The 23,010-nt window shown below is 64.8% G+C and carries 26 protein-coding genes; 11 read left to right on the forward strand and 15 right to left on the reverse strand.

The window, feature by feature from the left end; translation table 11 throughout:
- Positions 1-9: 9 nt before the first annotated feature.
- Genes bioD through KJJ24_RS14215 form a run of 4 tightly spaced genes read right to left on the reverse strand, consistent with a single transcriptional unit; the run spans position 10 to position 3,284 of the window.
- Positions 10-645 (reverse strand): dethiobiotin synthase, encoded by a 636-nt coding sequence (gene bioD / locus KJJ24_RS14200; RefSeq protein ID WP_214339687.1) that lies wholly within the window; start codon positions 643-645, stop codon positions 10-12.
- Positions 642-1,400, reverse strand: a complete 759-nt coding sequence (locus tag KJJ24_RS14205; protein WP_214339688.1) for an SAM-dependent methyltransferase — start codon at positions 1,398-1,400, stop codon at positions 642-644. The genes bioD and KJJ24_RS14205 overlap by 4 nt, the downstream gene beginning before the upstream one ends.
- Positions 1,387-2,097: an alpha/beta fold hydrolase gene (locus KJJ24_RS14210; RefSeq protein ID WP_214339689.1), complete on the reverse strand. Its 711-nt coding sequence runs from the start codon at positions 2,095-2,097 to the stop codon at positions 1,387-1,389. The genes KJJ24_RS14205 and KJJ24_RS14210 overlap by 14 nt, the downstream gene beginning before the upstream one ends.
- Positions 2,094-3,284 carry an aminotransferase class I/II-fold pyridoxal phosphate-dependent enzyme gene (locus KJJ24_RS14215; protein ID WP_250544803.1) on the reverse strand — a complete coding sequence of 397 codons (1,191 nt, stop codon included), beginning with the start codon at positions 3,282-3,284 and terminating at the stop codon, positions 2,094-2,096. The genes KJJ24_RS14210 and KJJ24_RS14215 overlap by 4 nt, the downstream gene beginning before the upstream one ends.
- Before the next feature lie 66 nt (positions 3,285-3,350).
- Between KJJ24_RS14215 and KJJ24_RS14220 the strand changes: the two genes are divergently transcribed.
- Complete coding sequence (locus KJJ24_RS14220) at positions 3,351-6,143, forward strand: RNA helicase (RefSeq protein ID WP_214339690.1); 2,793 nt, start codon at positions 3,351-3,353, stop codon at positions 6,141-6,143.
- On the opposite strand, the gene KJJ24_RS15060 is transcribed toward KJJ24_RS14220, so the two are convergent.
- Positions 6,140-6,268, reverse strand: coding sequence for a hypothetical protein (locus KJJ24_RS15060; RefSeq protein WP_256437234.1), 129 nt, complete (start codon positions 6,266-6,268; stop codon positions 6,140-6,142). The two genes, KJJ24_RS14220 and KJJ24_RS15060, sit on opposite strands and share 4 nt — an antisense overlap.
- A 51-nt stretch (positions 6,269-6,319) precedes the next feature.
- On the opposite strand from KJJ24_RS15060, the gene KJJ24_RS14225 reads away from it, so the two are divergent.
- Positions 6,320-6,751 (forward strand): 23S rRNA (pseudouridine(1915)-N(3))-methyltransferase RlmH, encoded by a 432-nt coding sequence (locus tag KJJ24_RS14225; protein WP_214343754.1) that lies wholly within the window; start codon positions 6,320-6,322, stop codon positions 6,749-6,751.
- 10 nt (positions 6,752-6,761) lie between these two features.
- On the opposite strand, the gene purB is transcribed toward KJJ24_RS14225, so the two are convergent.
- Together purB and KJJ24_RS14235 are read right to left on the reverse strand one after the other, a co-directional pair.
- Positions 6,762-8,057: an adenylosuccinate lyase gene (gene purB, locus KJJ24_RS14230; RefSeq protein WP_214339691.1), complete on the reverse strand. Its 1,296-nt coding sequence runs from the start codon at positions 8,055-8,057 to the stop codon at positions 6,762-6,764.
- A gap of 54 nt (positions 8,058-8,111) precedes the next feature.
- Positions 8,112-8,306 (reverse strand): hypothetical protein, encoded by a 195-nt coding sequence (locus KJJ24_RS14235; protein WP_214339693.1) that lies wholly within the window; start codon positions 8,304-8,306, stop codon positions 8,112-8,114.
- A gap of 119 nt (positions 8,307-8,425) precedes the next feature.
- Here KJJ24_RS14235 and KJJ24_RS14240 point away from each other — a divergent pair, with 119 nt between their 5' ends.
- Complete coding sequence (locus KJJ24_RS14240) at positions 8,426-9,286, forward strand: TlyA family RNA methyltransferase (RefSeq protein ID WP_214339695.1); 861 nt, start codon at positions 8,426-8,428, stop codon at positions 9,284-9,286.
- Positions 9,287-9,313: 27 nt separating this feature from the next.
- Here the strand turns inward: KJJ24_RS14240 and KJJ24_RS14245 are convergent, their stop codons facing one another.
- Entirely contained in the window at positions 9,314-9,652 is a 339-nt protein-coding gene (locus tag KJJ24_RS14245) for a P-II family nitrogen regulator (protein WP_214339697.1), read from the reverse strand.
- A gap of 189 nt (positions 9,653-9,841) precedes the next feature.
- Here KJJ24_RS14245 and queF point away from each other — a divergent pair, with 189 nt between their 5' ends.
- Positions 9,842-10,243 carry a preQ(1) synthase gene (queF, locus tag KJJ24_RS14250; RefSeq protein ID WP_214339698.1) on the forward strand — a complete coding sequence of 134 codons (402 nt, stop codon included), beginning with the start codon at positions 9,842-9,844 and terminating at the stop codon, positions 10,241-10,243.
- On the opposite strand, the gene KJJ24_RS14255 is transcribed toward queF, so the two are convergent.
- The 7 genes from KJJ24_RS14255 to KJJ24_RS14285 all read right to left on the reverse strand — a co-directional run bounded on the left by KJJ24_RS14255 (position 10,231) and on the right by KJJ24_RS14285 (position 18,305).
- Positions 10,231-11,526 (reverse strand): cytochrome c biogenesis protein ResB, encoded by a 1,296-nt coding sequence (locus tag KJJ24_RS14255; RefSeq protein WP_214339700.1) that lies wholly within the window; start codon positions 11,524-11,526, stop codon positions 10,231-10,233. The genes queF and KJJ24_RS14255 overlap by 13 nt on opposite strands.
- A 19-nt stretch (positions 11,527-11,545) precedes the next feature.
- The gene (locus tag KJJ24_RS14260; RefSeq protein ID WP_214339702.1) at positions 11,546-12,262 is read right to left on the reverse strand and encodes a cytochrome c biogenesis CcdA family protein; all 717 of its coding nucleotides are present in this window, start codon (positions 12,260-12,262) and stop codon (positions 11,546-11,548) included.
- Between the two features lie 25 nt (positions 12,263-12,287).
- Positions 12,288-13,481, reverse strand: a complete 1,194-nt coding sequence (locus KJJ24_RS14265; RefSeq protein WP_214339704.1) for an FtsW/RodA/SpoVE family cell cycle protein — start codon at positions 13,479-13,481, stop codon at positions 12,288-12,290.
- Positions 13,482-13,596: 115 nt separating this feature from the next.
- On the reverse strand, positions 13,597-13,797 hold the full coding sequence (locus KJJ24_RS14270) for a phycobilisome linker polypeptide (RefSeq protein ID WP_214339705.1): 201 nt from the start codon (positions 13,795-13,797) through the stop codon (positions 13,597-13,599).
- A 33-nt stretch (positions 13,798-13,830) separates the two neighbouring features.
- Entirely contained in the window at positions 13,831-14,319 is a 489-nt protein-coding gene (gene apcB, locus KJJ24_RS14275) for an allophycocyanin subunit beta (protein ID WP_214339706.1), read from the reverse strand.
- A 42-nt stretch (positions 14,320-14,361) separates the two neighbouring features.
- A complete protein-coding gene (locus KJJ24_RS14280) occupies positions 14,362-14,847 on the reverse strand; it encodes an allophycocyanin (protein ID WP_214339707.1) in 486 nt (161 codons plus the stop codon).
- Between the two features lie 428 nt (positions 14,848-15,275).
- Complete coding sequence (locus KJJ24_RS14285) at positions 15,276-18,305, reverse strand: phycobilisome rod-core linker polypeptide (RefSeq protein WP_214339708.1); 3,030 nt, start codon at positions 18,303-18,305, stop codon at positions 15,276-15,278.
- 153 nt (positions 18,306-18,458) lie between these two features.
- Here KJJ24_RS14285 and KJJ24_RS14290 point away from each other — a divergent pair, with 153 nt between their 5' ends.
- The 7 genes from KJJ24_RS14290 to atpH all read left to right on the forward strand — a co-directional run bounded on the left by KJJ24_RS14290 (position 18,459) and on the right by atpH (position 22,999).
- A complete protein-coding gene (locus tag KJJ24_RS14290) occupies positions 18,459-19,679 on the forward strand; it encodes a methyltransferase (protein ID WP_214339709.1) in 1,221 nt (406 codons plus the stop codon).
- A 35-nt stretch (positions 19,680-19,714) separates the two neighbouring features.
- Complete coding sequence (locus KJJ24_RS14295; RefSeq protein WP_214339710.1) at positions 19,715-20,170, forward strand: ATP synthase; 456 nt, start codon at positions 19,715-19,717, stop codon at positions 20,168-20,170.
- Positions 20,171-20,220: 50 nt separating this feature from the next.
- The gene (gene atpB / locus KJJ24_RS14300) at positions 20,221-20,949 is read left to right on the forward strand and encodes a F0F1 ATP synthase subunit A (RefSeq protein WP_214339711.1); all 729 of its coding nucleotides are present in this window, start codon (positions 20,221-20,223) and stop codon (positions 20,947-20,949) included.
- A gap of 171 nt (positions 20,950-21,120) precedes the next feature.
- A complete protein-coding gene (gene atpE, locus KJJ24_RS14305) occupies positions 21,121-21,369 on the forward strand; it encodes an ATP synthase F0 subunit C (RefSeq protein WP_010310940.1) in 249 nt (82 codons plus the stop codon).
- Between the two features lie 105 nt (positions 21,370-21,474).
- Positions 21,475-21,936, forward strand: coding sequence for a F0F1 ATP synthase subunit B' (locus KJJ24_RS14310; RefSeq protein WP_214339713.1), 462 nt, complete (start codon positions 21,475-21,477; stop codon positions 21,934-21,936).
- Complete coding sequence (locus tag KJJ24_RS14315; protein WP_214339715.1) at positions 21,933-22,451, forward strand: F0F1 ATP synthase subunit B; 519 nt, start codon at positions 21,933-21,935, stop codon at positions 22,449-22,451. The genes KJJ24_RS14310 and KJJ24_RS14315 overlap by 4 nt, the downstream gene beginning before the upstream one ends.
- On the forward strand, positions 22,451-22,999 hold the full coding sequence (gene atpH, locus KJJ24_RS14320) for an ATP synthase F1 subunit delta (RefSeq protein ID WP_214339717.1): 549 nt from the start codon (positions 22,451-22,453) through the stop codon (positions 22,997-22,999). The genes KJJ24_RS14315 and atpH overlap by 1 nt, the downstream gene beginning before the upstream one ends.
- Positions 23,000-23,010 lie beyond the last annotated feature (11 nt).

The following is a 23,010-nucleotide window of genomic DNA, read 5'->3' on the forward strand; positions in this document are numbered from 1 at the left end:
GCATCCTGTTCACGCCTGGAGCTTATGGGAGAGCTCAAGCTCCTGCCATTGCTGGGCCAGGTTGGCACTGTTGATGGCCTCCAGGGGCTGTAGGCAGCCCAAGATCGGCACCCCTGCGAGAGCCTCCAGCGTTTGCTGGTTGTTGGCGTGGGGTGGACCGTTGAGCAGCACCCCAAGCACCGGAATCTGCCGCAGCCGCAGTGCCTCTAGTGAAAGCAACGTGTGATTGAGGGTGCCTAGGCCGCTGCGGGCTACCAGCAGCACCGGCAGTTGCCAGCGCTGCAACTGCTCGATTTGGAGCAGATCCAGCCGCAAGGGCACGAGTAGCCCACCGGCGGTTTCCACCACCAACGGGCCCGGGTGGGCTGGCAGCTCCAGGCGCGCCGGATCGATCGGCGCCTGGCCTTCCAGGCTGGTGGCCCAGTGGGGTGAGACGGGGGCCTGCAGTCGATAGGCCTCTGGAAGGATCCGCTCAGGCGGCACTCCCAGCCAGCGCTGCACCCGGTCGCGATCGCCTTCGCCGTCATCGAGGCCGCATTGCACCGGTTTCCAGTAGTGGGCCCCCAGTCCCTGCACCAGTAGGGCGCTCACCACGGTTTTGCCCACATCGGTGTCGGTGCCGCATACCACCAGACGGTTGGTCATCGCTTTTGCCCCATCAGCACGAGCACGTGCCACACGATGGACTGCTCTGGCCCCGGCCAGTGGCGGATCAGTCGCCGCAGCTCACCAGGCGTCAGGCGCTGGGCGCGGCTGGCCTGGGCGCCAATGGCCTTGATCTGTTGCAGAAAGGCCACAGCGCCGGGGTTTGGGCGGCTGAAGCGCAGCACCCGGCCTTGATGCAGCTGCAGGGATGGCTGGGTGGCCTCGATCAGCTGTGTGGCCTCTGGTAGTGCCAGGGCGGTGCAGGGCACATCGGCCTGCTCGGCTGCTTGATGCCAGAGGCCAAAACTGCCCTGGCAGGGCACCGCCAGGAGCAAGGCTCCACCCCTTCGCAAGGCATCGCACCAGTGGCGTAGCTGGACAACTGGTTGTTCCAGCCACTGCAGCGCAAAGCTGGAGGCGAGCAAGGCAGAGTTCTGCAGATCCTCTGGCAGGCCGCGATTGAGATCCCATTGGCGCCGCAGGACCGGATCCGCCAGGGGGTCCTGCTCGAGCAGCGGCAGGCACGCGTCGAGCCTGAGCAATGCCTGGCCGGGGGCTTGGGCCTCGATGGCGCGGGCCAGCAGACCATTCCCTGCGCCGAGATCGACGCGGGTGCCGTCTGGGAGCGGTGGGGTGAGCCGCGCCAGCCTTGCGGCAACGGCGGCTTGCAGGGTGGCTCCACGTTCGTAGGCCGGGGCGCTGCGGCTGAAGCAGTGCTCCACGTGGGTGCTGAAGGATTGCTCAGCAGGATTCATGGTTGATCCAGCCGATCACGCGTGCCGGCAGCTCGGGATCCAGCAGGCAGTGGCCCGCGCCAGGCAGCACCCACACCTCTGCAGCGGGGAGCGCCTCGCGCAGGGCAGCGCGGCTGCTGGGCTGCACGATCCGATCCTCCTCGGCCTCCACAATCAATGCTCGTGCGCCGCTTGGGAAGCCGTGCGGGAGCCCTGTGGTGTGGCTGAGCTTGTCTAGGTCTTGGCGCAGTCGGAGCAGCCCCTCGCTGCCGATGCCCTGCTCCAGCGGTCCTGGGGGCAAGGCCCCCGGCGGTTGCGGTGCTGCCGCCTCGCGAAAAAACTCCCGTAGCAGCGCTGTGGCCTCGCCTGCCTCGAGGCGAGCGTCCATGGCCCGCAGGGCGGCTTGGGTGGCGCGGCCCTCGCGGCCGGGAGGCACGAAGGCCGCAAAGCTGGCCAGCAGCACCGCATCGGTGGCCTGCTCCCAGAGGACGGCGGGCAGCAGGTGAGGGCCCATGGAGTGTCCGATCACCACGCGCCGCGTTGCCTGGGGATCCCACGACGGTTGCTGCGGCTCCAGGCTCCCGTAGCCCCGCTCCGCACGGCTGAATTGCCACCCCCGACCTTCTGCCAGAGCAGCCCAGGGTTGCCAGGAGCGGCTGTCGCCAGCCCAGCCGTGCAGCCCGATCAGATGGGTTTGAACCATTGGGTTAGGGCTCATGGCAGTCCCAGGGCGCTGACCAGCTGTTCGAGGCTGCCGTTTGGAAGATCGTGGCGCAGCACCAGCCTCAGCCTGGCCTGACCTTCCGGCACGGTGGGAGGGCGGATCGCCACGCTCAGCAGCCCGGCTTGCTCCAGCTGCTGCTGCAGGGCCAGGGCGCGGAGGTCGCTCCCCACCAGCAGCGGCAGGATCGGCCCCCGCCCCGGTGGCCGCGACCAGCCGGCAGCCTCCAGCCGATGGCGCCAGCGCTCGGCTCGCTCCAACAGAGCGGCTCCACGGCTGGGATGCTGCTGGATCTGCTCCAGGGCTGCCAGCGCCGCGGCAGCCAGGGGCGGGGCCAGGGCCGTGGTGTAGCGGAAGGGGCCTGAGTGCTGCAGCAGCCATTCGCCCACCAGCGCATCGCCGGCCAGAAAAGCGCCGCCGCTGCCGAAGGCCTTGCCGAAGGTGCCGCTGATCAGGCTGACCCCCTCCACGCCATGGCCCAGGCCGCGGCCGCCGGGGCCCAGCACCCCAAGGGCGTGGGCTTCATCCAGAAGCAGGGCGGCGTTGTGGCGCTGGCAGAGGGCGCTGAGGGCAACCAGATCCGGTGAGGTGCCCTCCATCGAGAAGAGGCTTTCACTGATCACCAGTAGCCGGCGCTGGGGTGCATCACGGCGGGCGTGCTCGAGTCGCCGTTGCAGATCGGTGAGGTTGTTGTGGGCGAAGCGCTGCAGCCGGGCGCCGCTGGCTTGCACCCCCACCAGCAGGGAGTGGTGGATCAGTCGGTCGGCCAGCACCAGGGTGCGGCGATCCGCCAGGGCCTGCACCGCGGCCAGGTTGGCTTGGAAACCGCTGGGGAAGAGGAGCACCCGAGCACGGCCCAGCCACTGGGCTAGGGCCGCTTCGAGTTGCTCATGCACCGGTCGGTTGCCGCTCACCAGGCGCGAGGCGCCGGCTCCCACCCCTTCGCTGGCCATGCAGCGGCTGGCGGCTTCGATCAAGGCCGGGTGGCAGGCGAGGCCTAGATAGTCGTTGCTGGCTAGGTCAAGGAGAGGTTGTTCGCCGTGATCGCAGTTGCGCAGGCCCGCTTCGGGTGCTGGCTGCCAACTGCGCAGCTGGCGCCGCCGCTCCGCAGGCAGCTGCTCGAGCGCCTGGGCCAAGGGAGCGCTCCAGGGAGCCTCTGAGCCGGGGGCATCCGCCTGAACCAAGCCCGCTGCTGCGTTGAAGTGACTATCTCAGTCTGCCCGCCGGACTGCTGCCCATAGGATCTGCTAATGCCCAGCAGCTCCCCGGCCTCCGCCGCCGCGTCCAGCTCCGATGGCGCTTCGGCCGCCGTGCCGCCGCTTGGGCAGCTGTTTCCCTTCCCGCTCGACGGGTTTCAGCTCGATGCCATTGATGCCCTCAATCAGGGGCATTCGGTGGTGGTGAGTGCCCCCACCGGTTCGGGAAAAACCTTGGTGGGTGAGTACGCCATTCACCGCGCGCTGGCCCACGGGCGCAAAGTTTTCTACACAACTCCGCTCAAGGCGCTCTCCAACCAGAAGCTCCGCGATTTCCGCGAGCAGTTCGGCGCTGAGCGGGTGGGGTTGATGACGGGTGATCTCACGGTGAATCGTGAGGCTTCCGTGGTGGTGATGACCACCGAGATCTTCCGCAACATGCTTTACGCGGAGGCCGATCAGGGCGACGACCCCCTAGAGGGTGTGGAAGCGGTGGTGCTCGATGAGTGCCACTACATGAACGACTCCCAGCGCGGCACCGTCTGGGAAGAGTCGATCATTCACTGCCCGCCGGTGGTGCAGCTGGTGGCCCTCTCGGCCACGGTGGCCAACGCCGGGCAGCTCACTGATTGGATCGAGCGGGTGCATGGCCCTACCCGGTTGGTGCTCAGCGATTACCGGCCGGTGCCGTTGCAGTTCAGCTTCTGCAGCGCCAAGGGTCTGCATCCGCTGCTTAACGACGAGGGCACGGACCTGCACCCCAACTGCAAGGTGTGGCGGGCCCCCAAGGGCGCCAAGCGCAAGGGCCCGAAAACGCCCAAACCTCCCCAGCCGGAGGCACCGCCCCTGAGCTTCGTGGTGGCCCAGATGGCGGAGCGAGAGATGCTGCCCGCTATCTATTTCATCTTTAGCCGCCGCAGCTGCGATAAGGCGGTGCGCGATCTGGGCAAGGTGTGCCTGGTGTCAGCTGAGGAACAGGTCCGCATCCGGGCACGGCTCGAGACCTTCATCGCCGCCACCCCTGAGGCCGTGCGCGATGGCGGCCACGACGATGCTCTCCTGCGCGGCATCGCGGCCCACCATGCCGGGGTGCTGCCTGCCTGGAAGGAATTGATCGAAGAGTTATTCCAGCAGGGGCTGGTCAAGGTGGTGTTTGCCACTGAAACCCTCGCTGCCGGGATCAACATGCCGGCCCGCAGCACGGTGATCTCTGCCCTCTCCAAGCGCACCGAGCGCGGGCATCGCCCGCTGATGGGCAGTGAATTTCTGCAGATGGCCGGCCGTGCCGGTCGCCGCGGGCTCGATAACCAGGGCTACGTCGTCACCGTGCAGAGCCGCTTTGAGGGTGTGCGCGAGGCAGGCCAGCTTGCTACGAGCCCGGCTGATCCACTGGTGAGCCAGTTCACCCCCAGCTACGGCATGGTGCTCAACCTGCTGCAGCGCTACGACTTGGCCAAGGCCAAGGAGTTGGTGGAGCGCAGCTTCGGTCGCTACCTGGCCACGCTTGATCTGGTGGAGGATGAGTCGCGCATCGCCGAGCTGCGCGAGCAGCTCAGCCATCTCAGTGGTGAGGCGGTGGAGGTGGCCTGGGACGATTTCGAGGACTACGAGAAGCAGCGCGGCCGCTTGCGTGAAGAGCGACGTTTGCAGCGAATCCTGCAGCAGCAGGCTGAGGAAACCCTGGCCCATGAGCTCACTCTGGCGCTGCGCTTTGCGAGCGAAGGTGCCCTGGTGAGCCTGAAGGCGCCGGTGCTGCGCGGTCGCGTGACACCGGCGGTGATTGTGAAGAAGGTGGAGGGACCGGGCCAGTTTCCGCTGTTGCTCTGTTTGAGCGATGACAACGTGTGGGTGCTGCTCCCCTGCACGGCTGTGGTGAGCCTGCATGCTGAGCTGAGCTGCCTGCAGGTGAAGGAGATTGCAGCCCCCGAGCTGCACCGATCCGGTGAGTTGCGCCATGGCGATCAGGCCAGCGGCGGACTGGCTCTGGCGGTGGCCCACATGGCGCGCCGTCACGACATGACGACCCCTCAGTACGACCTGGCCGGTGAAGTGCAAGCCCAGGCTCATCTGGTGCGAGAACTCGAGCTGGCGTTGGAGCTGCATCCGGCTCACCGTGCCGGCGATCGCAAGAAACTGCGCAAGCAGCGCTTCCGTATCGAGGAGCTTGAGGCGGAGATCGAGGAGCGGCAACGGATCTTGCACTTCCGCGCCAATCGCCACTGGGACACGTTCCTGGCTCTGATCGACATCCTGCGCCACTTCGGTTGTTTGGCCGGCGAGGAGGGCCTAGATCCCACCGAGATCGGTCGCACTGTGGCGGCTTTGCGGGGAGATAACGAACTTTGGCTTGGTTTGGCGCTGATGAGCGGCCACCTTGATGAGCTCGAGCCGGCTGATCTGGCTTCGGTGCTGGAGGGAATCTCCACGGAGGTGAACCGACCGGATTTGTGGAGCGGCTTTCCACCGTCGCCCGCCTCCGAGGAGGCTCTGCATGATCTACGCGGTATCCGCCGTGAGCTGCAGCGTCAGCAGGAGCAAGCCTCGGTGGTGATGCCGTTGTGGTTCGAGCCGGAGCTGATGGGTCTGGTGCACGCGTGGGCCAAGGGCGTGAGCTGGAACGATCTGATCGCCAATACCTCACTGGATGAGGGTGATGTGGTGCGAATCATGCGCCGCACTGTGGATTTGTTGGCTCAGATCCCCTACTGCGAAGCGATCAGCGACCAGCTGCGCAGCCATGCCCGGGCTGCCCTCAAGGCGATTAATCGTTTCCCGGTATGCGAACCGATCGATCTCCTCGCTGGCGGCTCCGGGCCCAACCCGGCGACAGAGCGCTCGGCGGCTTAACGCGGCCTCAGCACCAACCACACGATCAGCAGCAGACCTGTCGTGCTGCCAACGGTGTAAATCCAGTCGGCGTAAGGCGTCCAGAACACGGCCAGCACGTCAAGGGCAGCGAGAGGGTGGAGCATGAGCTGCAGTGTGGCTGTGGTTAGCGTGCCAGCAGAGCGGCGGACGTTTTGATCAATCCCTCCCGCATCCGCATCCTGGCTGTGGGCAAGGTGCGCAAGGGCTGGGTGTTGGAGGGGATCGCCACCTACCTGAAGCGGCTGCCTGGTCTGCAGGTTGTAGAACTTCGCGACGCTGGCAAGGTTCGGGAGACCGAGGCGATCTTGGCGGCCCTGCGTCCCGATGAGCAGCTGGTGGTGCTGGCGGAGGAGGGGCAGACCTTCAACTCCCCGGCCTTTGCCAAGCGACTGGAGGGCTCGGGCTCCGAACGCCTGGCGTTGGTGATCGGTGGGGCTGAAGGCCTCGATCCAGCCCTCAAGGCCCGAGCCAGCTGGACACTCAGCCTTTCACCGATGACCTTTCCCCACGAGTTGGCCCGCCTCTTGCTGCTGGAGCAGCTCTACCGGGCACTCACGATTCAGCAGGGCGGGCCTTATCACAAATGAGCCTGCGGCCTTAGATACCCAGTCGCTCCCAGATCACGCCCAGGTTGGCCTGATGCAGATCGGTTGAGAAGCAGTCGGCCAGTTGCTCGGCCGTAAGGCGTGAGGTCACGTCTGCGTCGGCCTCAAGGTTGGCGCGGAAATCACCGCCTTCGGTGTTCCAGGCGGTGTGGGCGTTGCGCTGCACGATGCGGTAAGCGTCTTCGCGGTTGATGCCGCTCTCCACCAGAGCCAGAAGCACCCGCTGGCTGAACACCACGCCGCCGTACACATTCATGTTGCGGGCCATGTTGCCTGGGTAGACCCCCAGTCCCTGCACCACCGAGGTCATTTCCCGCAGCATGAAGTGCAGGGTCACCGAGCAGTCGGGCAGCATCATGCGCTCCACGGAGCTATGGCTGATGTCGCGCTCATGCCAGAGGGCGCAGTTTTCTAGGGCCGCCACCACGTAGCTGCGCAGCACCCGGGCCAGGCCGCTGATGCGCTCGCTGCGGATCGGGTTGCGCTTGTGGGGCATGGCTGAGCTGCCCTTCTGGCCTTTGGCGAAGTTCTCCTCCACCTCCAGCACATCGGTGCGCTGCATGTTGCGGATCTCGGTGGAGAAGCGCTCCAGGGCCGCACCCACCAGGGCCAGTGTTTGGATGAATTCCGCGTGGCGATCGCGGGAGATCACCTGGGTGCTGGCGGTGTCGGGCACCAGGCCGAGCTTGGCGCAGGCGATGTCCTCCACCCGGGGATCGGTGTTGGCGTAGGTGCCCATGGCACCTGAGATCTGGCCCACGCTCACGGCGGTTTCCAGGCGCTCGAGGCGCTCCTGGTTGCGCACCACCTCCGCCAGCCAGCCAGCCACCTTGAAACCGAAGGTGATCGGTTCACCGTGGATGGCGTGGGAGCGGCCGATCATCACGGTGCCCTTGTGCTCGCGGGCCAGAACGCGCAGCGCCTCCGCCAGCTTGTCGAGCTCGGTGCGCAGCAGCTGCACCGAGGCTTTCATCTGCAGGGCCACGCCGGTATCCAGCACATCGGAGCTGGTCATGCCCACGTGGATGTAGCGGCCGGCATCCCCCACGTGTTCGTTCACGTTGGTGAGGAAGGCGATCACGTCATGGCGCACCTCAGCCTCGATTTCGAGGATGCGCTCAACGCTGAAGGAAGCCTTCTCTTTGATCGTGGCAACGGCCTCGGCGGGCACGCGTCCCAGTTCGCAGTTGGCTTCGGTGGCGGCGATCTCCACATCGAGCCAGCTCTGGAACTTCGCCTGCTCGCTCCAGATGGCGCCCATCTCGGGCAGGGTGTAACGCTCGATCAAGGCCGCCGCGGGCTCACATCGAGACCAATGTATGGAACGGCGCTCAATCCGCCCTTAGGCCACTGCCGTGAGCTTGCGGTGCTCCACCTCCCACTGCACCAGTTGGCCCCAGGCTTGTTGGCGCACCCAGCAGCGGCCGCCGCGGCACTGGATCAGTTGAAAAGGGGGGAGGTCCTCGGGCTGGTTGCGCAGCTTCACGAAGCTGCCGGGCCGGAGCAGTTCCACAACGTTGGATTGCATGCTCGCCATGGGGTCTCCCCTGTGCTGAACGCCATCCTCTGGAGTGTTCCCCTGATTCCGGGTTCAGCCCCCGCTTTTGTTCCGTTTCCCCTGTGCTTTTGTGACAGCACATCAGCACATCGCCGTTGATGGGCCGCAAGCAACGTCTTGATTTGCAGCTGGTGGAGCTTGGCCTGGCCACGAGTCGCCAGCAAGCGCAGCAGCTCATCCGGGCTGGCAAGGTGCGCAGCGGTGATCGCGTGCTGGATAAGCCCGGTATGGAGGTGGCGGCGGATCTCCCCTTTGTGGTGGAGCAGCCGCCGCGTTTCGTGTCGCGCGGCGGTGAGAAGCTGCTGGGCGCCCTGTCCACCTTCCCGCTCGAGCTCGCAGGGCGGGTGTGCCTCGATGGCGGCATCTCCACCGGTGGCTTCACCGATTGCCTGCTGCAGCACGGCGCGCAGCGGGTGTACGGCGTGGATGTTGGCTACGGCCAGACGGCCTGGAGCTTGCGCACCGATCCGCGTTTGGTGTTGAAGGAACGCACCAACCTGCGCCACCTGCAGCCAGAAGACCTCTACGGCGATGCCGATCCCTGGCCGGATCTGGCGGTGGCGGATGTGTCGTTCATCCGGCTGGCTTTAGTGCTGCCAGCGATTGGCCGATTGCTGCAGCCCGATCGGCGCGAAGCCCTGCTGCTCGTGAAGCCGCAGTTTGAAGTGGGCAAAGAGCGTGTGGGCAAAGGCGGCGTGGTGCGCGATCCCGCCGCCCATGTGGATGCAATCGAGGGGGTGATCGCCGCAGCGGCGGGGGAGGGCTGGCACCCCTGCGGCGTGACCGCCTCGCCGATCACCGGCCCGGCGGGGAACCACGAATATTTGCTGTGGCTGCGCAGCGGTGCGTGGCCTGTTGTGGCCGAGGGGAACCCAGCTGCTGATCAGCACAAAGCCGCCGGATCGGTTCCCGATGGGGATGCAATCCGGCGGCTCGTGGAGGCCACCCTCAAGGTCTGAGGGTGGTTGTGTAGGCGTGAAGCCCGCTCAGATCGCGCTGCTGTCGCGGTCGCCGGTGCGGATGCGGATCACCGAATCCACGGGGCTGATGAAGATCTTGCCGTCGCCGATTTCTCCGGTACGGGCGGCTTCCTGGATGGCGCTCACCACGGTGTCCACCTGGGGATCGTCCACCACGATCTCGAGCTTGAGCTTCTGCAGAAACTCCACGGTGAACTCGGAGCCGCGGTAGCGCTCCACCTGGCCCTTTTGACGCCCGAAGCCCCGGACCTCGCTCACCGTCATGCCGACAATGCCAGCATTGACCAGGGCCAGCTTCACGTCTTCGAGTTTGAACGGACGAATGATGGCCTCAACTTTTTTCATGGCTGCGGGAGTGGCAGGGGAAGCGCGGTCGGAGACAGTCTCTCAGGAATTCTGGGAGTGCAAGCGGGCCGTTGGGCCCCCTCGCAACGCCATTAGGCCGCAGCTTTCGGGGCAGAGGTGTTGCTTTTGCTACCGCTGCGGGTGCCCGTGGGTCGCTGCTTAGCATCCAGGCCTCAGTTCCCCCTACCGATGAGCGCTGATCAGACCCGCACGCCCCTCTACGGAGAGCGGGCTATCGACGAAGCGGAGCTGATCTGCTTCGAGAATCCACGCCCAGGCCGGGCCTATGAAGTGGCCATCACCCTGCCGGAATTCACTTGCAAGTGCCCGTTTTCGGGGTATCCAGATTTCGCCACGTTGCGCCTGCTGTATCAGCCCGGCCCCCGTGTGATGGAGCTCAAGGCGATCAAGCTTTATGTGAACAGCTACCGCGATCAATCCATCTCCCATGAGGAGGTGACCAACCGAATCCTCGATCACTTCGTGGCCGCCTGCGAGCCGGTGTGGATGCAGCTCGAGGCTGATTTCAACCCCCGCGGCAACGTGCACACGGTGATCCGCGCCACCCACGGCACCCGTCAGCCCTGCTGAAGCTCGGTCAGGAGAGCGGGCAGTTCGCGCGAGAAAGCGGCCAGGTTGCGGTTGCATAGGCCGGCTACGTGCAGCTTGTGCTGCTTGGGTTCAGCGATGGCCCACAGCTGGCGGGTGGCAATCAGGCTCAGCGCACCGCCTGCCAGGGCGATGGCAAAGCCGGCGTACACCAACGGCACGCCGGGATCGCGTTTGAGCAGCAGACCGCTCGCCGGCACAACCCCGGCGATACGCAGCGGGATGCCGGCGATCTCCGCCGGTCCGCCGCCGGGAACCAGGGTGCCGAGAATCTCGGCCTCAGCGGAATAAGCCGTGACAGGGCCCTGTTCGCTGGAGAGCGCGAGCAGCACCGGGTTGCTGCCGTCGGGCCGGGTGGGCAGCACGATGCCCCACACCTGATCGCCCAGCTGCGGAAAGCTCTGTAGCGGCAGCTCCAGGATCGGGCTCTGGCCCAACTGCACCTGGATGGCCGCCAGGGCCCAATCTGCCTGATACACGGTCATCCCCTGGAAGCGCAGAGGATGGTTCACGCTGATGGTCTCGGTGCTTGCCGGCAGGGGGACTGCTGCGTTGGGGTCGCCGGGCTGGAGGCGCAGCTGTGAGCGGAACTGTTCAGGTCGCCCGGCGGGATCGCGTTCGATGCCGAAGCCCTCGAGAGCCACGGTGAGCTGGGTTTCGCCGCGGCGGTTGACCAGTTCGAGTTCATTGCCGGGGGCAAGGAATCGCTCCAGCCGCTGGCCGGCCAGGGCGCCCCAGGCGGCGCCCACCATCAACACCACTAAACCTGCATGCACCAGTAGCGGTCCCACGCGACCGCTGGCCCCGCGCCGGGCAGCCAGACGATCTGGATGGGGCTGTACCTGCCAGCCACGCTGGCTGAGCAGATCCTCAAGTCGCTGCAGCTCCTGGCTGGCATCGCTGCAGCTCAGGGTTTCCGCCAGGTTGAGTTTGCTGAGCTGGCGCGGGCTGCTGTAGTCGATCCAGCGCAGGGCTGCCTGCAGCGCTGGCCACTGGCGTCGCCAGCTGCAAAGGATCAGCGACAGCCCCAACCAGGCCAGTAGGCCCAGAAACCAACTGCTCGAATACACATGATCAAGCTGGAGGCGCAGGATGGCGTTGCCGTTGAGCAGACCCAGCCAGGGCTGGGCGTCATAGACGCGGTGATAGAGCTCTGCGCTCTCCTGCTGGGGCACCAGCGTGCCCAGGCCGCTGGCGATGGCGATCAGGATGAGCAGGCCAATGGCCAGCCGCAGGTCGGAGATCCAGGCGATCAGGCGTTTCATCAACAGGTGCGGGGATGGCTCAGCCCCAGCGGGCCAGAAGGGTGAGTGTGCCTGCTGCCAGCAGCACAACGCCGCTGATGGGGGGAACCCATTGGCCCACCGCCCGCAGGGCCAGAAGGCGCGGCACCCAGGCTGCGGCGGTGCCGGCCAGGAGCAACGGCATCACCTGCCCGGCAGCAAAGGCGGTGAGCAACACCACCCCCGCCAGGGGATCGCCGGCCTGGGCAATCCAGGCCAGCAACACAGCCAGCACCGGGGTGGTGCAAGGCGAAGCTGCTAAGCCGAAGGCCAGGCCAGCCGCCAGTGGCGCCAAGGCTTTGGGCACCCGCTGGCGCCATTGCTCCGGGTCCGGGCCATTGGGCAGTTGCAGGGGCAGTAGACCCAGCAGGTTGAGCCCCATCACGACAGCGAGCACTGCTACCAGGGTTGGAATCAACCCGGGCACTTGGCCGTAGATCCGTCCCAGGGCGCCGCTGGCGAGGCCCAGCAGTACCAGGGAGCTCACGATGCCGCCGCAGAAGCTCAGGCTGCGCTGCCAGGGTCGCTCCTGCTGATCATCGAAGCCGGCCAAGTAGGCCAGAGTGATGGGCAGCAGCGATAGCGAGCAGGGGCCGAGGCTCGTGAGCAACCCACCAGCGAACACCAGCACCAGCGTGAAGGCTCCGGGATGGGCTAAGGAGCTGCTGAGCAGCTGCTCTCCGGTGCGGGCCCAATCGGCTAGGGCCGGAGCCACCATCGCGGTTCTTGATTCGGCAGGGGCATCAGCCTATCGAGAGGCTCTCGGGGGCTGAGCGCAGCCGCTCTTCGCGCCGGTGGGGCCGGCCCGGCTCCAGGCCAGCTCCCTCAAGGGCGCAGCGCAGCAGCAGGCCGGCGGTGAGCAAGCTGGAGAGGAGAGAGTTGCCGCCGTAGCTGATCATCGGCAGCGGCAGCCCAGTGGTGGGCATGGCGCCGCTGGCGACGGCGATGTTGAGGATGGATTGACCCACCAGCAAGGTGGTGCAACCGATGGCCACCAGGCGTTGTTGATTGCTGCGGCAGCTCAGGGCCACCCGCAGACCCACAAAGCCGAACAGCAACAGAAACAGCAGCAGCAGCACGGATCCCACGTAGCCGAACTCTTCGGCGAACACGGCGAAGATGAAATCAGTGCTCTGGATCGGCAGGTACTGCAGCTTTTGGGTGGAGAGGCCAAACCCCTCTCCCCAGAGGCCCCCCGAGCCGATCGCCAGCAGGCTCTGCACCAATTGATAGCCATCGCCCTGGGCGTCTTTCCAGGGGTTGAGGAACGACGTGACGCGGATGCGCTGGTAGGTGTTGATGGAGATGCTTCCGATCGCCACCGTGAGCCCCAGGCCCGCGCTGCCGAGCATGGCCCAGAGCGGCAGGCCCGAGGCCAGGGCCATCAGCCAGAGAAGGATCCCGCAGAGCGCGGCGGTGCTGAGGTTTGGCTGCTTGAGGATGAGCCCCAGGGTCAGCGCAAACACACCCATCCAGATCAGTTTCTGATCGGCGGCGATGCGGCCCCAGTGGGAGAAGAGCGCCGCCCCCTGCAACACCAGGAAGGGTTTGATCAGCTCGGTGGGCTGGATCTGCACCGGACCGATCACCAACCAGCGGCTGGCTCCGTTCACAGTGCTCCCGATCACCAGGGTGAGAGCCACCAGCACCATGCCCACAAGCAGGGCCGGCCCGGCCATGCGCAACCAGCGCCGCAGGTTGATGCGGAGGCCGAGGTAAAGCAGCCCCCAACTGGCCACCATCCAGATTGCTTGGCGTTTGAGGTAGTAGGTGGGATCGCCCATCTCTCGGGCTGCTACCCACCAGCTGGCTGAGCCAAGCACGACGAGCCCCAGCGCACACCAGAGCCCCACCATGCCCAGCAGCAGCCGCGCTTCGGCGGGCCAATGCCGAAAGGGCACCGGCAGCAGGCCGGATGGAGAGGCTGACTGGCCCAAGGTTGCGCCGGAATGAGATACCGACTATCCCGTATTCCCCGTCAGCTTGCCAATGAAAAAGCCCGGCAGAGCCGGGCCAATCGTGTGAGGCATCAGCCTCCTATGGGTCTGATGATCAGTTGCCCACGTTCACCTGACGGCGGCCTGAGACAAGCTCAACCTTCAGGATCTTGCCGCCCTGCTTCATGATCCGCTGCTGTTCAGCGAACCAGCTTTCGTAGGGCACCCACTTGGTGAAAAACGTGTTCTGCAGCTCGCGCTGAGAACGGGTCTTCTCCGGGGAAGGAATGCAGGCTGTGATTTTGAACAGGCGCATAGGTGGATCCTCGAGATGTGCCGAAGGCGGGGATCAGTTACCCAGGCCGGAGCTGATGTAATCGAAGTACACGCCCATTTCACGGCCGGCGTCGGGGCCCACCAGAGCAGCGGTCACTTCCTTCATGGCTTGGATCGACTGCACAGTGGCACCGATGGGTACACCCAGGGAGTTGTAGGTCTCCTTGAGACCGTTCAACACGCGCTCATCGAGGATCGAGGTATCACCAGCCAACATGGCGTAGGTGGCGTAGCGCAGGTAATAGTCAAGGTCGCGAATGCATGCCGCATAGCGACGGCAGGTGTACATGTTGCCGCCGGGACGGGTGATGTCCGAATACAGCAGCGACTTGGCCACGGCTTCCTTGATGATGGCGGAAGCGTTGGAGCTGATGGTGGCAGCGGCACGAACGCGCAGCTCACCGCTGGCGAAGTACTGCTCCAGGCGACCCATGGAGGAAGTGTCCAGGTAAAGGCCCTGGACGTCGGCCTGGTTGATGACGTTGGTGATGGCGTCTTGCATGGAACCTGATCGAAGAGGCGGTGTGGTGGAGAGGAAAGGGCCTCAGGAGAGGGCGCCGACGACGTAGTCGAAGTAGAAGCCAGCCTCTTCGGCATCAGCGCCGGTGAGCAGGCTCATGGCGGCGTTCTTCATCTCGCGCACGGCTTCAGCCATGGCTTCGAGGGGGGTGCCCAGGGAGCGATACATCTCCTTGGCGCCAATGATGCCGATCTCTTCAATCGGGGTCACATCGCCAGCGACGATGCCGTAAGACACCAAGCGCAGGTAGTAATCCATGTCGCGCAGGCATGACGCCGTCATCTCCTCGCCGTAGGCGTTGCCGCCGGGGGAGATCACGTCAGGGCGCTTCTGGAACAGGGCGCCGCCGGCGGTCTTGACGATGCGCTCACGGCTTTCGGCCAGGACCTGGGCTACGCGAAGACGACGCTGACCGCCGCTCACGAAGGCCTTGATCTGGTCGAGTTCGCCAGGGCTGAGGTAGCGGGCTTCGGCGTCCGCGTTGATGATCGAGTTGGAGACGATGCTCATGCAGTTCTGCCTCGAAACAAGCGGTCGCCTGAACGGTGACCGATATCCGGTGGGTAAGGGGAGGGTCTTCAGGGGAATGCTCCTCCCGCAGCAGGCTGCGTCGGGGGCGAACAACTGAAGGCGCGGCAGCAGTGCTGTCCGCCGAGTCATTCTGTGGCAAGGCCCTGCAGGCTCCCGAGTCCCGGTAACAGTTCTTCACGGCGGGTTCTGTCCTTCAAAACGCTTGCGCCGCCTGGGGTCTTGGCGTGCAGCTGTGAGATGAGCTCTGTGTTGGTTGTTAATAATTAAGCGCGCTTCGCTGGCTGCTCCGTTGCTTCGAGCGTGCCTTAATTGCGGCGCATTTTGTAACAAAAAACTCTGCGCAGTAAAAACCCCCTGCCGCGGGGCAGGGGGACTGGCGGCTGAGCGGATCAGCCGATCTTGTGCGCTCAGGCTCTGGGATTAAGGGCCGCGTTGCCGCCGTAAAGGGCAGCTGTGCGGTTCACGGTGCTCAGGGGGATGCCGTCACTGGTGCCCATACCCTTGAGGAACGGCACGGTGTCGCGCCCGAAGCTGCTGGCGTACTCGTTGGAGTTGAGCACGGCTTCGATGGCGCTGCGTAGACCTTCATCGCAGCGAGTGGCGAGAAACCGACTGGTTTCATCCGGTTGGGCGGCACGGCCAAGCAGGGCCAGATAGGCAGCGGCGGCAGCCTTGAAGGGTGCCATGCGGTTTAGGCGGCTCACGAACAAATCGTTTGCGGCCACGCGTGCCACGAATTCAGCCACGCAAAGCTCACCCTTGCGCAGCTGCGACTCGGCATCACCCAGGGCTTCAGAGGCCAACGGTTGGCGGCCGAGCAGCTGGCGATACACAGCCTCGATCGCTTCGCCAACTTCAGCGCTGGTGGGGCGCATCGAGAGTTTGACGGTTGTGCCGAGGCTCCGGCGCTTGCTGAAGCCTTGCAAATTGCCAGGCCTCAGAGCCTTGGCCATGGCAGCGCCGGGTTGTTGCGCAGAGGTGGCAGCACCTCCGCTGGACACCGCTGCATTCCAGCCACCCGTCACCCCAATGGACGGGGTCCCAATGGCGTTAGGAGTCTGGGTAAAGCTGGTGGCACCGGCACTCCAGATCGGCGCTGCGCCACCTCCGGGCTGCCAGCGGGGCGCACTCCAGCTGCGGGTGGGGGCTGGGCGGGTTTGCACGGAGCCGGGGCCATTGGATGTGGTGGCGCTTGGCGCCAACTGCTCGCCGCCGGTGAGGGTGGCGCTCCAGCTGCCGCGCACCACACCGCTGCGGCCGGTCAGGTTCCGCTCGGTGAGACTGCCGGTGCCACGGAAGTCGGCGGGTGGAGTCACCTCAGGCCGAATGCGTGGGGTGGTGTCGGCGTAAGCGGCGGCGTTAAACGCCCGCTTGAGCGCAGGTACCCGGCGCGTGCTCAGGTCGGTGGGCGTAATAAAGCGCTCGTAAGGAACGGTGTCTTCCCCGAAGGCTTCGCTGTACTCAGGGCTGTTAAGCATGGCGTCCACAACGCCGTAGAAGCCCTTGCGAGCGGCCACGTCGAAGTAGGCGTCGATCTCCCAGCGGCCAAAGGTGGGGCGGCCCAGCAGGCGGCGGTGCATCACCTCGATTGCTTTGCAGATGTAGAGCCCGCTCCAGTAGCGGCGGCGGAAGGCATCGCTGCGGGCCACCTGGCGCACGAATTCGCGCAAGCTCAGATCGCCGTTTTCGAGCTTGATCTCCTCCACTTTGTTTTGCTCGCCGGCGTAGCCGGTGTTGCCCAGCACCTGCACGTACACCGCGCGGATCACTGCCTGGGTGCTGGCTTCGGTGTTGCGGATGCTGGGCTGACCGCCGCGGCGGGGCACCGAATTGCCACCGGTGGAGATCTGCTGAAGGCGCACCACCTTGGGGCCAAGTTTGCGCGGTGTGGAGGCGCGGAACTGTGGGCTGTTCATCTGCCCGGGCTGGCGCATGCCATTGCCCACAAGGATCCGGCGTGTGTCGTAGCGGATCGGTGCGGGGCGCGTTCCCACCTTGGCGGTGCCGGAGGGGAAGATGGCGCCGTAGGTCAGACCCAGTGGATCATTGCCTCCGCCGTAGGGGTGCTGATCGGCGTAGGGCTGGCGGTAGCTGGCGTAGAGGGTGACGTACTGGGGTGCACCCTCAAACGGTGCACTGAAGCGGAACAGCTTGCGGTTAGAACCCCAGCCGGCGCTCTCCTGCGCTTCCTCGCCGATGTCGCGCAGGTAGGGAACGGTTTCCTCCCCAAACACCTGGGCGTATTCCATGCTGTTGACCAGCGCATCCACCAGGCCTTTGAGGCCTTGGGCTGACACGATGTCGAAATAGCGGGTGAACTCCTCGCGAGAGCTGATGCCGCGGCCGAGGAAGTGGCGGAAGGCCAGCTCCACCACACGGCTGTTGACGAACCGGCCGTAGAACTGCTGCTGGTATTCCTTGCTGTGGCCCAGCGAGCGGATGAATTCCCGCATGGAGATGTCGCCCTGGCGCACCTGGGTGGCCTCCACCGGGCAGGGCATCTGGCTGTAAGCCTTGGCAATGTCGCGCTCAAACACCTGGCGATACGCGGCCCGCACCACCTCGGCTTTCTGAGCGCCACTCATCCCCGGCCTCATGTTGAAGCGCTGAGCCTTGCCCTGGGCGGCCAGGGCATAGATCGCAGGCAGCTGCAGACCTTGGTTTTCAGGGCTTCCCAAGCGCTGACGCGGCGAGGGGGTGGCAACGGCGAGCTCCTCGAGCAGCACGTTGAAGCTGTCGATCAGCAGTTGGCGGGCTTCAGGGAGATCTTTGAGTAGCTCGGCGGCACCGGCGCGCATCTCCTGGAGGGCCACGTTGGTGGCGGCAAGGGAGCAGCCTTTCTCCAACACATCGCGCAGGCCGCGGGTATTGACCCGCAGGATGCTGGGATCACCGGCCACCACGGCGTAACCCACGTAGCGCAGGAACCAGGCCAGGTCACGGATCGACTTCTTCATCCGCTCCGTGCCATAGCGGGCCACGGAGATCGTGCTGAAGCCAGCGGGGAGTACGACGCGCACATCAGCGTCGCCACCTGCGCCCTCGAGCAGGCGGGTGAGGGCATTGCCGCGCTTGTTGGCAGCGCTGGCGCCGGCGAAGGTCTGCACCGATCGCTGGAAGGCCACTTGATCGGTGGCGAGCGGCGTCTCACCCGCTGCAACCACAGGATTCAGGGGCGCGTCGAGATAGGAGAGCGGCGTGCCGCCGGTAAAGATGCGACTGGCTGCGCGCGCCACGATCGACTCGGCGTTCGCGGAGACGCGGCGTGCTGCCTCGACCCGCAGCTGGCCGCTCTGGAAGAACGTGATCAGGGTGTTCAGCTCCCCGCCATCGAGGAAGCGATCCTGCTGTTCCGCCTCGCGGACGCTGGAGAGCGGCAGGGTGTCGTAACGCTGAGGAGCAACCCTGCTGCTGCCGCTGCTGGCGGTCACAGTCATGGAGGAGAGCGAACCGGGCGAAGGCACGTTACGGCTGGCCCTCTGGCCTCTCGGCCGCCCATGAACAAATGTTTGCAGCCGGGCTCGATCTCTGGCCTGATGGCCCCCTGAGCCATGAAAAGCTCGCTCGGTTGCAGAGCTGCCTCCTGCGCCATGACCCACGCCCCGGCTGATGCCGCCACCCCAGTGGTGAGCGCCTTTTACGACCGATTCCCTTACCCCGGCGATCCTCTGCAGGACGGCCCACCGCCTGGATACAACTGGCGCTGGTGTGTGGATGCGGCCTATGCCGCTTGCACCGGTGCCATAGCCCCTCTGCCAAACGGGGGCGAGCCGTTGCGCATCCTCGATGCCGGTTGCGGCACGGGGGTGAGCACCGATTACCTCGCCCATCTCAACCCCGGTGCCGAGATCCTGGCGGTGGACATTTCCCCGGGCACCCTCGAGGTGGCCCGCGAGCGCCTACGTCGCTCCGGTGGGTACGAACAGGCCAGCGTGCGCCTCGAAAACCGCAGCCTGTTGGAGCTGGAGGGGGAGGGCCCCTTCGATTACATCAATTCTGTTGGGGTGCTGCATCACCTGCGTCAGCCGGAAGCCGGGCTGAAGGCCCTGGCCTCACTGCTCAAGCCCGGTGCGCTGCTGCATCTGTTTCTGTACGCCGATGGGGGGCGCTGGGAAATCCACCGCACCCAACGGGCGCTCACGGCCATGGGCGTGGGCACCGGAGCTGAGGGGCTGCGCCTCGGCCGCCAGTTATTGGCTGAGCTGCCGGAGTGCAACCGGTTGCGCCGTCATCACGAGCAGCGGTGGGCGATCGATTGCGCTGCGGATGCCAATTTCGCCGACATGTATCTCCACCCGCAGGAGACCAGCTACAACCTCGAGCGCCTGATGACCTTTGTGGCCTCAGCCGATCTGGAGTTTGCTGGGTTCTCCAACCCGCAGATGTGGGACCCGGCTCGGCTCCTTCAGGGCGAGCTGTTGGAGCGGGCTAGGGCGATGCCGGCTCTGCAGCAGTGGCAACTGGTGGAAGACCTGGATCCCGATCTGAGTCATTTCGAGTTTTTCCTGGCTAAGCCCCCGCTGCAGCGTTTCGCCTGGGACGACGATCAGGTGCTGCTGGCTTCAAAAGGCCGGCGCAACCCCTGCCTGTGGGGTTGGCCGGGTGCGGCGCTGCTCGATTCGGATATGGCGCCACTCGATCTTTGTGCCGAGGGGCTGGCTCTGATGCAGGCCCTGGAGCATGCACCGGCAGACACCTGCCTTGGAGCCCTCCCGTTGGGCTGGCCTGCACAAGAGATCGCAGCGGTGGCAAGGGTGTTGCTAGATCAGCGGGTGCTACTGCTTCAGGCAGGGGGGCGTGCCCCTGCGTGATAGATTCCGCGCGCCTTTTCAGAGCGCAGGAGCCCTTGCTGGCAACCCCCCCGCTCCCTCACAACAGCAGCGCTTCTTCTGAGGCGTTGGATGGTGAGGGTGAGGATCAGTCGGTGGACCCGGTTGGCTCAGTCTCTTCGACTGATTCAGCTCCTTCCGACGACTACCTGCGCCTTCAGCAGCGTCTGCTTCTGGCCACCCTGATCGTTTCCGCTATTGCGGTGCTGATCACGGCCGTGGTCTTCGACCTTCACATCGCCAGCTCCTTGCTGGTTGGTGCCATGGCTGGTCTGCTTTATCTGCGCCTTCTGGCTCGCAGTGTTGGCAAGCTCGGCAATGGGGCCAAGAAGGTGGGCAAAACACAGCTGCTTGTGCCTGTGGTGCTGGTTCTGGCCTCTGCCCGCCTGCCCCAGTTAGAGCTTTTGCCGGCCCTGCTCGGTTTTCTGCTCTACAAACCGGCCCTGATTCTTCAGGTTCTGCTCGATTCCTGAGCCGGTCTCCCCTTGAACCGTCGCCCTCGCGACACCGAACGCACAACCCGATGGGTTTTTTGCCACTCGCTCTTCCCTTTGCCGAACTGGAGGTGGGTCAGCACCTCTATTGGCAGCTGGGCAATCTCAAGATCCACGGCCAGGTGTTCCTCAGCTCCTGGGTGGTGATCGGTGCTCTGCTGGCCTTTGTGCTGGTGGGCAGCCGCAAGATGGAGCGCGATCCGCGCGGCATGCAGAACCTGCTCGAATTTCTGTGGGATTACATCCGTGATCTTGCTCGCGAGCAGATCGGCGAGAAGGCCTACCGCGATTGGCTGCCCTTTATCGGCACGCTTTTCCTGTTCATCTTTGTGTGCAACTGGGGCGGTGCCCTGTTGCCCTGGAAGCTGATCGATCTCCCCGAAGGTGAACTCGGCGCCCCGACCGCCGATATCAACACCACGGTTGCTCTGGCACTGTTGGTGTCTCTCGCCTACTTCTATGCAGGCCTGAGCCGCAAAGGATTCCGGTACTTCGAGTACTACGTGGAGCCCACTCCGATCATGCTCCCGTTCAAAATCATCGAAGACTTCACAAAGCCTCTCTCTCTGTCCTTCCGTCTGTTCGGAAACATCCTGGCGGATGAACTGGTTGTGGCTGTGTTGGCGTTCCTGGTTCCTTTGTTGGTGCCTCTGCCTGCGATGTTCCTCGGCTTGTTCACCAGTGCCATCCAGGCCCTGATCTTCGCCACTCTCGCCGGCAACTACATCGGTGAAGCGGTGCACGAAGAGCATCACTAGAGGTTGAACCTCTCCCCCGCCAGGGCGTGTCACTCGCTCTGGCAAACTCCTTGCGCGCAGGTCCGGCATGATCCGGGCCCATCTCGAGTTAATCCGAGGTGTCCCAGGCGCAGGGATAACGTCCCGGTTCCCGTCCGCGCTCTCCCAGCGCCCTACATCCTTCGTTCCCCCATGGATTCCATCACCTCTGCAGCGTCCGTGATCGCTGCTGGTCTGGCTGTCGGCCTCGGCGCTATTGGCCCTGGTATCGGTCAGGGCACCGCAGCCGGCTCCGCAGTTGAAGGCATCGCTCGCCAGCCCGAAGCTGACGGCAAGATCCGCGGCACCCTGCTGCTGTCTCTGGCCTTCATGGAAGCACTCACCATTTATGGCCTCGTGGTCGCACTGGTGCTGCTGTTCGCCAACCCCTTCGCCGGCTGATCGCGCTTGAGGTGAGAAGAGACCCGGCATCAACCGGGTCTCTTCACTCCATTCACCTCACTGCATCCGTACGCGACCGCTTTCAACCGACCGCACCCCCGCCTCATGACCAGCTGGCTTCTGCTTGGTGCCACGGAGGGAGGTCTTTTTGACCTCGATGCCACCCTGCCGCTGATGGCAGTTCAGGTGGTTCTCCTCACCTTCATTCTCAATGCCCTGTTCTTCCGCCCCGTTGGTCGGGTTGTGGAAGAGCGCGAGGGTTACATCACCACCAGCCGTGCCGAGGCCAAGCAAAAGCTGGCTCAGGTGGAGCGTCTGGAGGGGGATCTGCGCGAACAGCTCAAGGAGGCGCGTAAAGCCACCCAACAGCTGATTCAGGAAGCGGAGCAGGATTCCGACAAGCTCTATCGCGAAGCCCTGGCTATGGCCACGGCTGAAGCCAATGCCTCTCGTGAACAGGCGCGTCGTGAGATCGATGCACAACGGGAGTCGGCCCTTGGTCAGCTCAAGGGTGATGCCGAGAAGCTCGGTGACCTGATTGTCGACCGTCTGCTGGCCGCCAAATGACTATTCCTAGCCTTTTCGCCAATCACGGTGGCTTTGGTCTGAACCTCGATCTGTTCGAGACCAACATCATCAATCTGGCGATCGTCATCTTCGCTCTCTACAAGTTTCTGCCCAATTTCCTGGGCGGCATTCTTGAGCGGCGCCGGGCGATCATTCTGGCCGATCTCAAAGATGCCGAAGAGCGTCTGGCCGGTGCCACCACACAGCTCGCTCAGGCCCAGAAGGATCTTGCCGACGCGCAGCAGAAGGCTGAGCGGATCCGTGCGGATGGCAAAGCCCGTGCTGAGTCCATCCGTCTAGAGAGCGAAAGGCGCACCATCGACGAGATGGCTCGCCTCAAGCAGGGCGCAACGGCCGACATGAATGCTGAAGCCGCTCGCGTCAGCAATCAGCTCCGCCGTGAGGCCGCTCGCTTAGCGATCGAGAAGGCTCTAGCCACTCTCCCCGGCAAGCTCAGCCCTGAAGCTCAGGCACAGCTGCTCAGCCAGTCCATCAATACCCTGGGGAACGCCTGATGCCGTTGCTCAACACGATCACCACCCCCTACGCCGAAGCCTTCCTTCAGGTGGCTGAAAGCCGCAAGGAAGTCGACGAGGTGGTCGATCAGGCCAAGGCCGTTCTCGCCCTCTGGCATGAATCCCCCGAACTGCGCCAGGCCATGGCCTCGCCGGTGCTTGAGGTGGATGCCAAGAAGGCTGTTCTCGAGAAGCTGTTCAGTGATCAGCTCACGCCTTCGTTCCTCAACCTGCTGAAGCTGCTGGCCGATCGCCAGCGCATCGGTGTTCTCGATGCGGTGCTCGATCGCATGCTCGAGCTCTACCGCGAGCAGCGCAACATCGCCCTCGCCAATGTGATCTCGGCCACTGCTCTGAATGAAGAGCAGCAAGCTGAGCTCAGCAAGAAGGTTCAGGCCGTTGCCGGTACCGACAAGCTGGAGTTCAACCTCTCGGTAGATCCTGATCTGATCGGCGGTTTCGTCGTCAAGGTTGGCTCCAAGGTGATTGACGCCAGCCTCGCGGGTCAGGTGCGTCGCCTCGGACTAGCGCTGGCCAAGGTGAGCTAGCCCCGCACCCG

The organism is Synechococcus sp. LA31 (genome assembly GCF_018502385.1).
In the GTDB taxonomy this organism is placed as follows: Bacteria; Cyanobacteriota; Cyanobacteriia; order PCC-6307; family Cyanobiaceae; genus Vulcanococcus.